The following is a 15012-nucleotide window of genomic DNA, read 5'->3' as shown; positions in this document are numbered from 1 at the left end:
GTCACTCATAGCGCACCCTCGGATCGATGAACGCGTAGATGACATCCACCAGCAGGTTGAGAACGACGATGAACACAGAGATCAGCACCACGGTGCCCATCACCAGCGTGTAGTCGCGATTGAGCGCGCCGAGCACGAAATAGCGCCCGACGCCGGGCAGCGAGAACAGCGTCTCGACGATGATCGATCCCGTCAACACCGAAGCGGCCGTAGGGCCGAGATAGGAGATGACCGGCATCAACCCGGCGCGGAGCGCGTGGCGTCCGACGACGCTTGACGCCGGCAGGCCATAGGCGCGCGCGGTGCGGACGTGATCGGCGCGCAGCGCCTCGATCATCGAACCGCGGGTCAGCCGTGCGAAGACCGCGAGTTGCGGAAGAGCGAGCACGATCACGGGGAGAATGAGATTGCGGAAACCGCCGTCGCCCCAACTTCCGGTCGGCACGAGTTGCAGCCCCACGGCGAAGATCAGCGTCAGGATCGGCCCGATCACGAAATTCGGCACGGTGTTGCCGAGTGCGGAGAACGCCATCAGCGCGTAATCCGGCCAGCTGTTCTGGCGGAGCGCCGCATACACGCCCATGAGCACGCCGCCGAACACGGCGATCGCCAGCGCCCAGGCGCCGAGAATCATCGAATAGGGCAGAGCCTGCAGGATGAGTTCGGCGACGGTGTAATCCTTATAGATGAAGCTCGGTCCGAAATCCCCGCGCAGCACATTGCCGAGATAATAGACATATTGCAGCCAGAGCGGCTGGTCGAGATGATAGACCGCCTTGATATTGGCGAGCACTTGCGGCTCCAGCGGCCGCTCGAGATTGAAGGGACCGCCTGGCGCGATCCGGATCATGAAGAAAGACAGGGTCACGACGATGAAGACCGTCGGCAGCGCCGACAGCAGTCGCAAAGACACGAAACGCAACATGGGCGCCTCCTCGATTACGAAATGGCCAAAGCCGCCGTCGTTGAGACGGCGGCGTCTGGGCCGCGCCCGTGTTCCGAAAACGGTCCGCGTACGCGAGCCCGGTCGGGATCACTCGATCGAGAGATATTTGGTCAGGTGCTCGTTGACGGTGTTTTCCTCAAATCCCTTCACCTTGCGGCTGACGAGCCAGAGGCTGGCGTAGTTCATCATCGGGGTGATCGAATATTCGTTCAGCGCGATGGTTTCGGCGTCCGCCAGGATCTTCATGCGCTTGGCCTGATCCCGTTCCTCATAAGACGCCTTCATCAGCTCGTCGAACTTGGCGTTGACCCAATGGCCGTAGTTGAAGGCCTTGTTGGTCGAGACGAGCAGGTTGAGGAAGTTTTCCGGGTCGGCGTAGTCGGCCGCCCAGGCGGCGCGGGCGACGTCGAACTCGCCGCCTTCCTGCAGATAGGCGTAATGCGCCTTCACGTCGAGATTCTGCGTGGTGACGGTCGCGCCGATCGCTTTCCACATGTCGGCTACCGCGATGGCGACCTTCTTGTGGTTTTCGTTGGTGTTGTAGCGGATGTCGATCTTCAGCGGCTTGCCGCCTTCGCCGTAGCCGGCTTCCTTCAGAAGGGCCTTGGCGGCGTCTTCACGATCGAGCTGGTCCATGTCGGCGATGTCGAACTTGGGCGCGGTGTAGCCTTCCATGCCCGGAGGCACGAGATTGTAGGCCGGCAGCTGCGCGCCGCCGAAAATCTTTTCGGCGAGGAAGTCGCGGTCGATCGCCATCGACAGCGCCTTGCGCACGCGCATATCGCTGAAGGGCTCGTGACGGGTGTCGAAGGCGTAGTAATAGGTCGACAGCGCCGGGCTGGCGTAGACCTGGTCATCGCCGAGCTTCTTCTTGAGGAAGTCGCGCTGATCGGCCTGGTAGTTATAGACGATGTCGAGCTCGCCGTTTTCGAACATGCGCTCGGTGGCGGCCTGGTCTTCCGACGGATTGTAAATGACCTTGTCGATCTTCACATTCGCCGCATCCCAGTAATTGGGGTTCTTGACGGCGGTGACATGGTCGTTGGCGACATATTCCGTCAGCATATAGGCGCCGTTGGTCACCATCTTGCCCGGCTTGGTGAAATCCTTGCCGTCCTTGTCGATGCTGGCCTTGTTCACCGGCAATGCGGTGTAATGGGTCATCAACTGAAGGAAATAGGGCGTCGGACGCTCCAGCGTGATTTCCAGCGACTTTTCGCCGACGGCTTTGAGACCGAGATCCTCGGCTTTCGCCTTTTTCTGGTTGAACGCTTCTGCGTTCTTGATCGGGTAGAGAATGTTGGCGTAGCCGGCGGCGGTGGCCGGGTCGAGCAGGCGCGTCATCGAATAGACGAAGTCGGCGGCGGTCACCGGAGAACCGTCGGACCACTTGGCCGCGTCGCGGATCTTGAAGGTGTAGACCTTGCCGTCTTCGGAGACGGTCCAGCTTTCGGCCGTGCCGGGAATGACCTTGCCCTTGGCGTCATAGACCGTGAGGCCTTCCGACAAATCGCGAATGATGAAGCCTTCGATATCGATCGAAATCTGCGCCTGATCGAGCGATTGCGGCTCGCCGCCATTGCCGCGGCGGATCACGCTTTCCGCGAGCGCCGGAAGCGCGAGCGACATGGCCAGCGCGCCTCCGAGCAGAACACGGTTGAAGGACTTGAAGTAGGGATGGACGCTCATTGCAGCACCTTTCTTTTTCACCGCCAGTTTCCCCTCTGGCGCGGCGCCAGACTATTTGCTCCCTGAAAAATTGCAACATCGATCCGCTCGGCCCAGCGCCTCCGCCTGCGCACAGGCTCGTCTCGCCACGACAATATTCGGCGAAATCAGACATTTACGGCGAGCGAAATGAGCTGTGAACAGCGTTTGGAAGCCTTCTGCCGCCGACGGGCTTCAAGCTTTCAGTATCCTCTGCATCAAAGTGCTGACGGCCGATTGCAAGCCGGCGTCGCTGCGGGCGACAGGCGTCAGGCGGGCGAGAAACGGGCCGGTCGAGACGACGAGCCCGGCCATGGCGAAAGACGAGATCACCATCAGCACCTCGTCCAAGGGCGGTTTTTCGTCGCCTCGAATGGACCGGAGGAATGGCAGGAGAACGCTCAGCATCGGCTCGACCAGGCGCGTCTGGATGATGTCGCTCCGCGCGTCATCCTCCGCTGCGATGATCTCGCCGACCAGCAGTTGGGCGAATTGGGGACGCTCGCTGATCATGTCGACGATCTTCGCGGTCATCCGGGAAAGTCTTTGGCTGTCCTCCAGTTCTTCGCATTCGACCACGAAGCCCTTGAGCCGAGCCAGGGAATCGTCGCCGACGCTCGTAATCACCTCGGTCCATAGTCCGAGCTTCGAGCCGTAGTGATAGGAGATCAGCGCCACATCGACACCCGCACGCGTCGCGATCATCCTGAGCGAGGTGTTCTTGAAACCGTTTTCCGCAAAACAGGCGAGCGCAACCGCCAGCAGGGCGTCACGATCATGGCCCTCGCCGCGACGCGGACGGCCGCGACCCCGCTCTTGCCCCTTTATGTCATCGATCAAATTTAGCTCCTCCTAGAGACTTGACAAAAATAGCGCTTCCTCGGCATATATTCAACAGTCGATGAATAAATTTCGACCTATTCCATGGGAAAAGAACATGCTGGAACGCGCCGCTCGGCCAGATGACTGGAGAATTTTCGGAAATCGCGTCCTTTTGCTCCCGCTTCTTCTCGGCATCCTCATGCTCTCGCTGCCAGGCTGCGACTCGGACAAGAAAGCCGCCGCGCCGACGATTTCGCAGGTCGCCGTGCAGACAGCGGCCTTGACGCGGGATGTCGAAGAAGGCTCCGGGACGGGGAGATCAAGCCGAGGATCGAAAGCGAACTCTCATTCAAGGTGAGCGGGCGTGTGAACGCGCGCTATGTCGGCGTGGGCGATCGCGTCAAGACCGGACAGATCCTCGCGACGCTCGACGACACCGAGCAGCGCGCCGACGTCGCCTCCGCCCGCGCCTCGGTCGAGTCCCAGGAAGCCAGCCTCCGTATCGCCCAGTCGGTGCTGAAGCGCCGCGAAGCGCTGGCCGCGACCGGCGCCTTGTCGCGCCAGCAGCTCGACAGCGCGGTCCAGGAATTCCAGTCGGCGCAGAACGATCTGGTGGCGGCGAAAGCCTCACTGGCGACGGCTGAAGACGCGCTGGTCCAGACGGTCCTGCGCGCCGACGCCGACGGCGCCATCACCGCCCGCACCATCGAAACGGGCCAGGTGGTTCAGCCCTCCTCCACCGCCTTCACGCTCGCGCATGACGGCGAACTGGATGCGGTCTTCAACGTTCAGGAAAATGTGCTGAGCGCCCGCGATACGCCGCCGACGATCGAAGTGTCCCTGCTGTCGCGCCCGGCGATCCGCGCCAAAGCGAAGATCCGGGAGATCAGTCCCGCGCTCGACACGACGCTCGGAACCGTCCGCGTCAAGCTCACCATCGAAAATCCTCCGCCGGAAATGACGCTCGGCTCGGCGGTGGTGGCGCATGTCCGCTACGGCAGCAGCGAGCGCGTGAAGATCCCCTGGCAGTCGCTCTATTCGCTCGACGGCCGGCCCGCCGTGTGGGTGGTCGATCCAGCCTCCATGCAGACGCAGCTGAAGCCGGTCACGGTGCTGCGTTATGATTCCGCCACGGTGGTGCTGGCCGATGGGCTGACGCCGGGCGATATCTTCGTGGTGGATGGCGGCCAGTTCCTGCGCAACGAAGAGAAAGTCGCCTTCACCGACGAGGCTGTCCAATGAAGCTCATCTTATTTCCTCCGCTGATGCTGATGGCTGCAGCGCTTGCGGCCTGCAACGAAGCGCCCGGAGCCGCCGAAGCGCCTGTTCGTCCCGTTCTCACCACGGTCGCCTCCGCCAGCCACGCCGATGCGATCGGATTCACTGGCGCAGTCGAAGCGGCTTTCAGCGCCGATCTCGGCTTCCGGGTTCTCGGACGCATCACCGCGCGCAACGTCAATGTCGGCGATCTCGTTCGAAAAGGCCAGGTCCTGGCGACCCTGGACGATTCCAGCCTTCGTCTCGCGGTCGACAAGGCGAGAGCGGATTTAGCTTCCGCCACCGCAAAGCTGGATTTGGCCAAGGTGACGGAGGAGCGGCAGAAGAAGTTGCTCGCAACCAATGCTACGACGAAGGAAAGCGCCGAAGAATCCGTGCAGTCGCGCGAAGCCGCCGAAGCCTCGGTGCAACAGCTGCAGGCCGATCTCACCAAGGCGCAGGAGCAGTTGAGTTATGCCGAACTCACTTCTGAAACCGACGGCGTCGTCTCAGCCGTGTCCGGTGAAGTCGGGCAGGTCGTGTCTGCCGGCCAGACCGTCCTCACCATTGCGGGCCTCGGCGCCCGCGACGCCGTGGTCGACATTTCCGACAGCTACGATGCGCTGACGGCGATCGGCACGCCTTTCGTCGTCACGCTGCAAGCCAATCCCGCCATCACGGTGAAGGGCAAGGTGCGAGAGACGGCGCCACAGGCCGATGCGGCCACGCGGTCGCTCCGGACCAAGATCGCCCTCGACTCCCCGCCGTCCACCCTTCGTCTCGGAAGCACCGTGACCGCTGCCCCTGACCAGCCTGTGCGCGACCAGATCTGGTTGCCGCAAAGCGCCGTCGGCGGCAAGGACGGCAGCCAGTTCGTCTGGATCGTCGACCCGCCACCAAGAAAGTTTCAACACGAACCGTGACGAGCGAGACGACCGCCAATGGCGGCGTCTACATCCTGTCCGGCCTCAAGAGCGGCGAGCGCGTCGTCACAGCCGGGGTCAACTCGCTTTCCAACGATCAAACAGTCCGCATTGCCGGTGAGGCGCCCTGATGACCCAGAAATTCAACCTGTCCGAATGGGCGCTCGCGCACAAGTCGCTGGTCTGGTACTTCATGATCCTGGCCGCCGTCGCAGGCGTGCTGTCCTACATCAATCTCGGCCGCGAGGAAGATCCCGATTTCAGCATCAAGACCATGCTGATTCAGGCCAGCTGGCCCGGCGCATCGATCGAGGAAATGACCAGCCAGGTCACCGACCGGATCGAAAAGAAGCTGCAGGAACTGGATAATCTCGACTACACCAAGAGTGTGAACGCGCCCGGTCAGGCGACGATCTATGTGAACCTCCTGGACACGACCAAAGCGTCGGACGTCAAGCCGACCTGGGTCAAAGTCCGCAATATGATCGCCGATATCGCGCCACAGCTTCCTTCGGGCGTGCAGGGGCCGACCTTCGTCGACAGCTTCGGCGATGTGTTCGGCAATATCTATGCATTCACGTCGGACGGCCTCACTCAGAGACAATTGCGCGATTATCTCGAAGCCGCTCGCACAGAGATCCTTTCTGTTCCCAATGTCGGCAAGGTCGAACTGATCGGCGCACAGGACGAAGTCGTCTATCTCGAATTCTCCACCCGGCAGATGGCGGCGCTCGGCGTCACCCAGGAACAAATCCTGACGACGTTGCAGAACCAGAACGCCGTCGTGGCCACGGGCACGCTGCGCACCACCACCGAGCAGATCAATCTGCGCGTGTCAGGCGGCTTCGCCTCGGAAGACAGTCTCCGCAACATCAATCTCCGCGTCAATGACCGCTTTTTCCGGCTGAGCGACGTGGCGACGATCACCCGCGGCTATTCCGACCCGCAGGATCCGCTGTTTCGCGTCAACGGCCAGCCGGCGATCGGGCTCGCGATCGGCATGAAAGCCGGCGCCAATCTCCTGGAATTCGGCGAAGCGCTGAACAAGACGATGGAGCGCGTCATCGCGGATCTGCCGGTCGGCGTCGGCGTCCATCATGTCGCCGCACAGGCGGAGGTCGTGGAAGAAGCGGTCGGCGGCTTCACCAAGGCGCTGTTCGAAGCCATCGCCATCGTGTTGATCGTCAGCTTCCTCAGTCTCGGCATGCGCGCCGGTCTGGTCGTGGCGGTGTCGATTCCGCTCGTTCTCGCCATCACCTTCGTGTTCATGGAATATGCCGGTATTTCCTTGCAGCGCATTTCGCTCGGCGCGCTGATCATCGCGCTCGGCCTGCTGGTCGACGACGCCATGATCGCCATCGAGATGATGGTGTCGAAGCTCGAAGAAGGCGAATCGTTGCAGAAAGCGGCGACGGCCGTCTACACATCGACCGCTTTCCCGATGCTGACCGGAACGCTGGTGACGGTCGCGAGCTTCATTCCGGTGGGACTGAACAACAGCGCTGCCGGTGAATTCACCTTCACCCTGTTCGTGGTCATCGCCGTTTCCCTGATCGTATCCTGGGTCGTGGCGGTGCTCTTCACGCCCCTGCTCGGGGTCGTCATGTTGCCGAAAACGATGAAGAAGCATCACGAGGAGAAGGGGCGCGTCGCTCGCAGCTTCTCCAGCCTTCTGAACGTCTGCGTCAGCTGGCCGAAGATCACCATCGCCCTGACCCTGATCGCCTTCGGCGTGTCGATTTATGGCATGGGCTTTGTGCAGCAACAGTTCTTTCCGTCATCCGATCGACCGGAACTGGTGGTCGACTGGACCGCGCGGCAGAATTACACGCTGGCGCAGACCAAGGCCGAAATGGACAGTTTCGAGCAGGAGCACCTTGCCGGCAATCCCGACATCGATCACTGGACGTCCTATGTCGGTCAGGGCGCCAAGCGCTTCATCCTGTCCTTCGACGTGCAGCCGAACACGCCGAATTTCGGCGAAATGATCATCGTCGCGAAAGACATCGAAGCCCGCGATCGCCTGAGGGCCCAGCTGAGCGCGGCGGCGGAAAAGGAATTTCCGGGCTCGGACGTCTTCGTCAAGCTCCTCGATTTGGGGCCCCCGGTCGGCCGGCCGATCCAATATCGCGTGTCGGGGCCCGATCCCGAAAAAGTTCGCATCTATGCCCGCGACATCGGCTCGGTCCTTGGCGCCGATCCCCGTCTCGGCCGCGTGGTCTATGACTGGATGGAGCCCGCCCGCACCGTCAAGGTCGAAATCCTGCAGGACAAGGCCCGCCAACTCGGCGTGACCTCCTCCGACATCGCGACTGCGCTCAACAACATGACGGGCGGCTCGACGATCACCCAGATCCGCGACAGCATCTATCTCATCGATGTCGTCGGACGCGCGGTGAAGGATGAGCGACAGTCGGTGGAGATGCTGAGAAACCTGCAGCTGTCGGGCGGCAACGGCCAGTCGGTGCCCCTCGCCTCCATCGCCAATTTCCGCTACAAGATGGAGCAGCCGATCATCTGGCGTCGCGACCGCATGCCGACGATCACCGTCAAGGTGGCGATCAAGGACAGCACCCAGCCGGCCACGATCGACCAGAAGCTCGAACCGCAGATCAGGGCCTATGCCGGCAAACTGCCGGTCGGCTACAAGGTCGAAGTGGGCGGCTCGGTGGAAAGCAGCGCCAAGAGCCAGGCGCCGATCGCCGCCGTGGTGCCGATGATGCTGCTGGCGATGGCGACGATCCTGATGTTCCAGTTGCAGAGCTTCCAGCGTCTGTTCCTGGTGGTCATCGTCGCGCCGCTCGGCCTGATCGGCGTGGTGGCCGCGCTCCTGCCCAGCGGCGCGCCGCTCGGCTTCGTGGCGATCCTCGGCGTGCTGGCGCTGATCGGCATCCTGATCCGCAACTCCGTCATCCTGGTCGTCCAGATCGAGACGCTCATTCACGAGGGGCTCGCCCCGTGGAACGCCGTCATCGAGGCGACCGAACATCGCATGCGGCCGATCATGCTGACGGCGGCCGCCGCGAGTCTCGCGCTGATCCCGATCTCCCGGGAGATCTTCTGGGGTCCGATGGCCTATGCGATGATGGGCGGCATCATCGTCGGAACGGTGCTGACGCTGCTTTTCCTGCCGGCGCTCTACGTGGTCTGGTTCCGCATCAAGCGGCCGGACGCAACCGACGTGGCGCAAAAGGAGCAGGAAGATCATGCGCAGCCGTCAGAACCTCATCCCGCCTGATATCCAAACGACAACGCGGCCCCGCTAACGGGGCCGCGCTCGTTTTGGAACCCCACCCCTGAAGCATCAACCACGGGCGACGGTGACGATGCCGATCAGCGAGACGATGAGACCGACGACCATCATCCAGGACATCGGTTCGCCGAACATCGCCCAGGCCCATATCATCGTCACCGGCGGACTGGCGTAGAGCACGGCGGTCACCCGCGCCGGCGACGATTTCTTGAGCGCCACATAGTAGAGCGTCCAGGCGCCGAAGGTCGCCACCACGACGAGCCAGAGCACGCCGCCGATGAATTCCGGCTCGAGCACCGGCGCCACGCCGTGTTCATGATAGGCGAAGACGGAGAAGACGGCCGCTGCGGCGAGGCATTGAATGCAGAGGCTCTGATAGACCGGCATGTCGCGTGACTGGAACCGCCGCTGCAAGAGGGTGGAGCAGGCCAGGGCCAGTGTCCCCGCCACAGGCAGGAGATAGGCCCAGATCTCGACCGATCCGAGCGACAGGGATTCCATCGACGCCAGCACGACGCCTGTCATGCCGAGACTTGTGCCGAGCCACTGTCTCCCGTTCAAGGCATGTCCGAGAAGCGGCCAGGACAGGACGGCCACCGCGAGCGGCAGCATGTCGGTGATCAAGGCGACGAGCGCCGTGGGCACGCCGAAGCCGATCGCGAAGCCGAAGCCGGCGAGATATCCGGCCATGGCGAACGCGCCGATAGCCGCCTGCTCCAGCGCGTCGCGCAGACGGATTTTGGGACCGAACACCAGGGCGACGGGCAGAAGAAGCAGGCCGGACGCCAGGCTGCGCCACAACAGGATGAGCGAGATCGGCGCGTGATCGCTGGCGAAGCGGGTGCCGATAAAGCCCGCGCTCCAAGAGAGCAGCATGGCGATTTCGAGCCCGATCAAGCCGTAGGCGGCAATCGGGCTCTTGCGGGACGCCGCGGTTGCAGCGGGAGGAATGCGGGCGTTCGTCATGCGGAGATCAGACACCGATCCGCAGTCTGCGTCCGGTCCGCTTGCGACACGCCCGCGCCCATCAGATGTTTTTCACCAGCCGCAGAGCGTCATAAATCGCCGCGTGTGTGTTGCGGGCCGACACCGCGTCACCGATCCGGAACAGCTGGAAGCGGCCCTCCGGGTTGCGCGACACCGTCTGCGGCAGACCGTCGATCAGATCGTCATAGGCGACTTCGCCTGCATTCACCGACAGCGGCTTCAGCTCGAAATAGAGATCGTCGAGCGGGATCGTGCCGTTGTTGACCACCACTTGATCCACATGCCGGGTCTTGGATACGCCGCCGTAATCGCTGCCGACATGGGCGGCGAGGCCGTTGCCATGACGCTCGACGGATTCGAGACGATAGGTCACGGTGAAGGTGACGTCCTTGTTCTGCAGCGAGCGCATATACGGCACGAGGTTCATGGCCATGACCTCGGGCGAGAAAGACCGGTCCGGCGTCATGATCTCGACCTTGGCGCCGGAATTGGCGAGGATCTCCGCCGCCTGGAGCGCGGCGTGATCTCCAGCGTCGTCGAAAACAAGCACATTCGTCCCCGGCTTCACGTCGCCTGAAATGATATCCCAGGAGGACACGACGAGATCGTTACCTTCGGAGAGCACCTCGGTATGCGGAAGGCCGCCGGTGGCGATGATCACCACGTCCGGGTTCTCCGCCTGCACGATGTCGACTTCCGCCCAGGTGTTGTAGCGGATGGTGACGCCGAGTTTCTCGCATTGCGCCAGTCGCCAGGCGATGATGCTCATCATCTCGCGGCGGCGCGGGCTCTGCGCCGTCAGCCGAATCTGCCCGCCCGCTTCGCTTGCGGCTTCGAAGACGACGACTTCGTGACCCCGTTCGCCGGCGACACGGGCGGCTTCGAGACCGGCAGGGCCGGCGCCGATGATCACGATCTTTCGCTTATCCTCCGCTTTGGGGATGGCGTGCGGCATGGTCAGTTCGCGGCCGGTCGCGGCATTGTGGATGCAATAGGCCGCGCCGCCCTGATAGATCCGGTCGAGACAGTAATTGGCGCCGACGCAGGGGCGGATGTCCTCTTCCCGCTTTTCGATGATCTTGCGGACGATGTGCGGATCGGTCATGTGCGCCCGCGTCATCCCGACCATGTCCACCTTGCCGGCGGCGATCGCATGGCGGGCAGTGGCGACATCCGGGATCTTGGCGGCGTGGAAGGTAGGGAAATTCGTGGCCGCGCGGATTTCGCCGGCGAAATCGAGATGCGGCGAATTGGCCATGCCCTGAATGGGAATGAGATCGGTCAGGCCCGGATCGGTGTCGATATGGCCGCGCACCACATTGAGATAATCGATCAGCCCGCTGTCGCGCAGGCGGCGGGAGATCTCCAGGCCCTCGGCCTTGCCGGTCCCGCCCTTCAACTGCTCGTCGGCCGTATAGCGGACCCCGAGAATGAATTTGTCGCCGACGCGTTTTCGAATGGCGGCAAATACATCGAGACAGAACTTCATGCGGTTTTCCAACGAGCCGCCGTAGGGGCTATCGAGCTCGTTGGTGAGCGGCGAGGCGAACTGGTCGATCAGGTGGCCATAGGCTTCGAGCTCGACGCCGTCCATGCCGCCCGCCTGCATGCGCTCGGCGGCGTCGGCGAAGTCCTTGATGATGCGCTCGATATCCCACTCTTCGATTTTTTTCGGATAGGCGCGATGAGACGGTTCGCGCAGATGCGAGGGCGCCACCACCGGCAACCATTCGCCCTTGTCCCAGCGCGTGCGTCGACCGAGATGGGTGAGCTGGATCATGATCGCGGCGCCGGCCTCATGCACCGCGTCCGTCATTTCACGCACCCAGGGCACGATCTCATCCTTGTAGGCGAGGAGATTGTTGAAGACCGGGGGCTGTCCTTCGACACCGCCGCCGACCCCGCCGTCATCGTCAGCGCCACGCCGCCGAGGGCGCGCTCGACGGTGTAGGCGCGATATCGCTCCTTCGGCATCCCGTCTTCCGGATAAGCAGGCTCGTGGGACGTCACGATGATGCGGTTTCGCAAGGTGAGGTGCTTGAGCTGGAAGGGTTGCAGCAGGGGGTCGTTGGACATGGCGCGGCTCCATTTTGGCGATCGCTGCAATCTAAGCAGAAATGTACACTGACGTCAACAATATTGACATAGGTGTACATTTAGAGTTTTATCCAGCGTATCGAAAATTTCCGCCAAGCGTCGTAAGCAGGTGGGATGATCGGGAATCATTCATGACTGAGACTTCGACGGACAGCGGCTGGCGCGGATCGATCGACGGATGGCTCGAGGCCGCCTATGAGGCGCTGCTCGAAGGCGGCGTCGATGCGGTGAAGATCCTGCCGCTCGCCAAGCGACTCAGTCTCTCCCGCACGAGCTTCTACTGGTTCTTCAAAGATCGCGAGGAGCTTCTCGATGCGCTCGTGGCGCGTTGGCGCGACAAGAACACCGGCAATCTGGTGCGGCAGACCGACGCCTATGCGGAAACCATCGCCGAGGCGGTGCTGAACGTATTCGATTGCTGGCTGGATACGGCGCTGTTCGATTCCAGGTTCGAATTCGCCATGCGCGGCTGGTCGCTGCAGTCGGACGACATCCTGAAGGAGGTGCAGGCTGCCGATCAAACGCGGCTCGACGCGATCTGCCGGATGTATCGGCGACACGGTTTCGACGCCGTGTCCGCCGACGTGCATGCGCGCACCCTATATCTCGTGCAGATCGGCTATATCTCCATGCAGACGCGCGAAAATCTGGAAACGCGGTTCCTGCGCATTCCGGAATATGTGACGATCTTCGGAGGCGCGACGCCCAAACAATCCGAACTCGACCGATTCTTTTCAAGGCACAGGCTCAGGGAGGAGCGTCTGGCGACGAAGGAAAACTGACCGCCACCCTCCTATGTTTCAGCCGCTCAGTCCGAGCCGGACAGATGATTCCGAACCGATGCCTGCAACTGATCGATACTGTGATTGAGCGCCGGGAAGATTTCTTTGTCGACATCCGCCATCATTTCGCCGAGCCAGGTTTCATGCACCCGCGCCATCTCGGCGAAAGTCTTCCGACCCTGTTCGGTCAACCGCGCGACCGTCACGCGGCGATCATCCCCGGGCGTTTCCCGAACGAGAAGCCCATCGGCTTCCAGCCGCTCGACGAGACCGGTGATATTCCCGTTTGTGACCATGGTGCGCTTGGAGATTTCCCCGAGGCGCAGACCTTCCGGCTCGCGATAGAGCTGCGCCAGCAGATCGAACTGTGGCAGGGTCGCCCCGAATTCGGCGCGCAGGCGGCGGCGGATCTCCTGCGTCACCAGTTTGGTGGTCGACAGCATCCTGAGCCAGACCCGCAATTCCTGCTTCGCGCTCTCGGTCGCCTCTATCCCGCTGTCCTGTTCCGCCGTCACGCGCCTGTCCCTATGCCGCTCGCCTCAGTCTATCCCGCTTCATGCCCGGAAATCGCGCGGTTTTCAATGTTCTGCGGTGGAAACTCACTTGCCCGCCAGCATTGACGCCAGCATGAAGCCGGAGCCTGCTCCCGTGCCCGCTCCGGGCCAGGTCGAAGCGCCGCAGAGATAGAGGTTCTTGACCGGCGTCTTGTAGCGGGAATAGCCGGCGACCGGGCGGAAGAGGAAGTTCTGGTCGAGGTGATGCGAGCCCGAAAGATTGTCGCCGCCGATGAGATTGGGGTTTTCCCGTTCGAGATCGGCCGGCGAGAAGACCGAGCGCCCAAGGATTTTGGTCTTGAGCCCGGGCGCGTAGCGCTCCAGAAGCGCAATCACGCGGTCTGCATAAACATCCTTGATCGCGTCCCAGTCTTTCTCGTGGATTTCCCCCGCAGCATCGCCACGGACTTCCGCCGACAACACGCGCACCTGCACCCAGAGCACATGCTTGCCCTCAGGCGCGCGGCTGGGATCGATCGCCGTCGGCTGGCCGATCACCAGCGCGGGTTCGGCCGGCAAGAGACCATCGACTGCTTCCGCATAGACCCGCGACATCATTTCGAGATCGGGCGCGAGATGCACATAGGCGAAGCGCTTCAGCGCCTCTCCCGCAGCCCAGTCCGGCTGACCGTCGAGCGCCAGATGGATCATCATCGTGCCCGGACCGGCGCGGAACTTGGCGATTTTGCTATCGAAGTCGGCGCGTGATGGTTCAGGTTTCAGGAGCTTGCCGAACACCAATTGCGGATGGGCGTTGGCGATCACTGCCTTTGTCGCGGTCAGAACGCGTCCGTCCGCAAGCCGCACGCCGGTCGCCGCGCCCGCCGCCGTCTCCACCGAAGCCACAGGCGCGCCGAGGATGATCTCGCCGCCTTTCGCCTTCAGAAGACCCGTCATCGCCTTGATGATCGTATCGGCGCCGCCATGGCCGATGACCATGCCGAAGGCCTGGTTGGCCATGCTTTCGAGATAGGGAAACAGCGCGCCGCCCGCGACATCGGGCGAGAAATCGAGATGCAGGCCCCAGGCGGCCATCATCGCCTTGACCTTGGGATTTTCGAAACGGGCGTCGAGGAAATCGCGCGGCGACGACAGCAGCAGCTTCACCGTCTCATAGAGCCAAGCCGTCCCCCGCGTGCGCCAAGCCTTCCACGCCACCTTGGCGGCGGCGAACGACGGCATCGGCGACCCCAACAGACCGAAAATATGCGGTGCGTCGGCGCCGAACTCGGAAAACATCATTCGCCAGGCGGCGGCGTCGCGGGCCGAGAGGGCGGCGATCCGGCCCGCCGTCGTTTCGAGATCGGAACTGACGCCGAGCCAGGTCCCATCGCGAAACACGCTGGCGAAGCAGTCGCTCGCCCGCGCAAAGCCGAGACCGTGGGCGAAGAGCGCGTCCTTGTTTTTATTGAAGAAGGCAGAGCCGGCGAACATCGACAGGTTCATCGCGCAGAGGTCGTGCCGGAAGCCGGGCAAGGTCACTTCGCGCGTCTTCACCGCGCCGCCCGCCTCCTCCTTCGCCTCGACAACCGCGACCTTCCAGCCGCGCGAGGCGAGTTCCACGGCGGCCGCCAGCCCGTTATGGCCAGCGCCGATGACCACGGCGTCGTAATTCATTGTCCCGTTCCCCGATTTTTTTCGATAGCTTCATATGCATACATCTTGAAGGCCGAGCGGCAAGCAA

The 15012-nt window shown here is 62.5% G+C and carries 11 protein-coding genes and 1 pseudogene; 5 read left to right on the top strand and 7 right to left on the bottom strand.

Annotated features, from left to right (window positions below):
• Nucleotide 1 precedes the first annotated feature (1 nt).
• From H2O14_RS23815 to H2O14_RS23805, 3 genes are all read right to left on the bottom strand, one after another.
• Nucleotides 2-925 (bottom strand): ABC transporter permease, encoded by a 924-nt coding sequence (locus H2O14_RS23815; RefSeq protein ID WP_182829837.1) that lies wholly within the window; start codon nucleotides 923-925, stop codon nucleotides 2-4.
• A gap of 108 nt (nucleotides 926-1033) precedes the next feature.
• Nucleotides 1034-2575 carry a peptide ABC transporter substrate-binding protein gene (locus H2O14_RS23810; protein WP_246697777.1) on the bottom strand — a complete coding sequence of 514 codons (1542 nt, stop codon included), beginning with the start codon at nucleotides 2573-2575 and terminating at the stop codon, nucleotides 1034-1036.
• 273 nt (nucleotides 2576-2848) lie between these two features.
• Nucleotides 2849-3493 carry a TetR/AcrR family transcriptional regulator gene (locus H2O14_RS23805; protein WP_182829835.1) on the bottom strand — a complete coding sequence of 215 codons (645 nt, stop codon included), beginning with the start codon at nucleotides 3491-3493 and terminating at the stop codon, nucleotides 2849-2851.
• A 126-nt stretch (nucleotides 3494-3619) separates the two neighbouring features.
• On the opposite strand from H2O14_RS23805, the gene H2O14_RS23800 reads away from it, so the two are divergent.
• From H2O14_RS23800 to H2O14_RS23790, 4 genes are read left to right on the top strand one after another with little or no spacing between them, the layout of a single operon-like run.
• Entirely contained in the window at nucleotides 3620-4717 is a 1098-nt protein-coding gene (locus tag H2O14_RS23800) for an efflux RND transporter periplasmic adaptor subunit (RefSeq protein WP_182829945.1), read from the top strand.
• Complete coding sequence (locus H2O14_RS23795) at nucleotides 4714-5655, top strand: efflux RND transporter periplasmic adaptor subunit (RefSeq protein ID WP_182829834.1); 942 nt, start codon at nucleotides 4714-4716, stop codon at nucleotides 5653-5655. Before H2O14_RS23800 ends, H2O14_RS23795 begins: the two co-directional genes overlap by 4 nt.
• Nucleotides 5652-5786: a hypothetical protein gene (locus tag H2O14_RS28635; RefSeq protein WP_281410048.1), complete on the top strand. Its 135-nt coding sequence runs from the start codon at nucleotides 5652-5654 to the stop codon at nucleotides 5784-5786. Before H2O14_RS23795 ends, H2O14_RS28635 begins: the two co-directional genes overlap by 4 nt.
• The gene (locus H2O14_RS23790; protein WP_182829833.1) at nucleotides 5786-8893 is read left to right on the top strand and encodes an efflux RND transporter permease subunit; all 3108 of its coding nucleotides are present in this window, start codon (nucleotides 5786-5788) and stop codon (nucleotides 8891-8893) included. The genes H2O14_RS28635 and H2O14_RS23790 overlap by 1 nt, the downstream gene beginning before the upstream one ends.
• A 66-nt stretch (nucleotides 8894-8959) precedes the next feature.
• Here H2O14_RS23790 and H2O14_RS23785 read toward each other — a convergent pair whose 3' ends face one another.
• On the bottom strand, nucleotides 8960-9874 hold the full coding sequence (locus H2O14_RS23785) for a DMT family transporter (RefSeq protein ID WP_182829832.1): 915 nt from the start codon (nucleotides 9872-9874) through the stop codon (nucleotides 8960-8962).
• A 61-nt stretch (nucleotides 9875-9935) separates the two neighbouring features.
• A pseudogene (locus tag H2O14_RS23780) lies at nucleotides 9936-11971 on the bottom strand (FAD-dependent oxidoreductase).
• Nucleotides 11972-12123: 152 nt separating this feature from the next.
• On the opposite strand from H2O14_RS23780, the gene H2O14_RS23775 reads away from it, so the two are divergent.
• Nucleotides 12124-12774: a TetR/AcrR family transcriptional regulator gene (locus H2O14_RS23775; RefSeq protein WP_182829831.1), complete on the top strand. Its 651-nt coding sequence runs from the start codon at nucleotides 12124-12126 to the stop codon at nucleotides 12772-12774.
• Between the two features lie 26 nt (nucleotides 12775-12800).
• On the opposite strand, the gene H2O14_RS23770 is transcribed toward H2O14_RS23775, so the two are convergent.
• Complete coding sequence (locus tag H2O14_RS23770) at nucleotides 12801-13289, bottom strand: MarR family transcriptional regulator (RefSeq protein ID WP_312858708.1); 489 nt, start codon at nucleotides 13287-13289, stop codon at nucleotides 12801-12803.
• 84 nt (nucleotides 13290-13373) lie between these two features.
• Nucleotides 13374-14945, bottom strand: coding sequence for a phytoene desaturase family protein (locus H2O14_RS23765; protein WP_182829830.1), 1572 nt, complete (start codon nucleotides 14943-14945; stop codon nucleotides 13374-13376).
• Nucleotides 14946-15012 lie beyond the last annotated feature (67 nt).

The sequence above is a fragment of the Rhizobium sp. G21 genome, assembly GCF_014158035.1.
Lineage (GTDB): Bacteria > Pseudomonadota > Alphaproteobacteria > Rhizobiales > Rhizobiaceae > Rhizobium_E.
This window is presented reverse-complemented; position numbering and strand designations above follow the sequence as displayed.

Bases quoted from the DNA above. Each gene is read 5' to 3' on its own strand.
- H2O14_RS23810 (WP_246697777.1), bottom strand. From the start codon at position 2,575: ATGTCGCTCGCGCTTCCGGCGCTCGCGGAAAGCGTGATCCGCCGCGGC.
- H2O14_RS23790 (WP_182829833.1), top strand. From the start codon at position 5,786: ATGACCCAGAAATTCAACCTGTCCGAATGGGCGCTCGCGCACAAGTCG.
- H2O14_RS23795 (WP_182829834.1), top strand. From the start codon at position 4,714: ATGAAGCTCATCTTATTTCCTCCGCTGATGCTGATGGCTGCAGCGCTT.
- H2O14_RS23765 (WP_182829830.1), bottom strand. From the start codon at position 14,945: ATGAATTACGACGCCGTGGTCATCGGCGCTGGCCATAACGGGCTGGCG.
- H2O14_RS23775 (WP_182829831.1), top strand. From the start codon at position 12,124: ATGACTGAGACTTCGACGGACAGCGGCTGGCGCGGATCGATCGACGGA.
- H2O14_RS23785 (WP_182829832.1), bottom strand. From the start codon at position 9,874: ATGACGAACGCCCGCATTCCTCCCGCTGCAACCGCGGCGTCCCGCAAG.
- H2O14_RS23815 (WP_182829837.1), bottom strand. From the start codon at position 925: ATGTTGCGTTTCGTGTCTTTGCGACTGCTGTCGGCGCTGCCGACGGTC.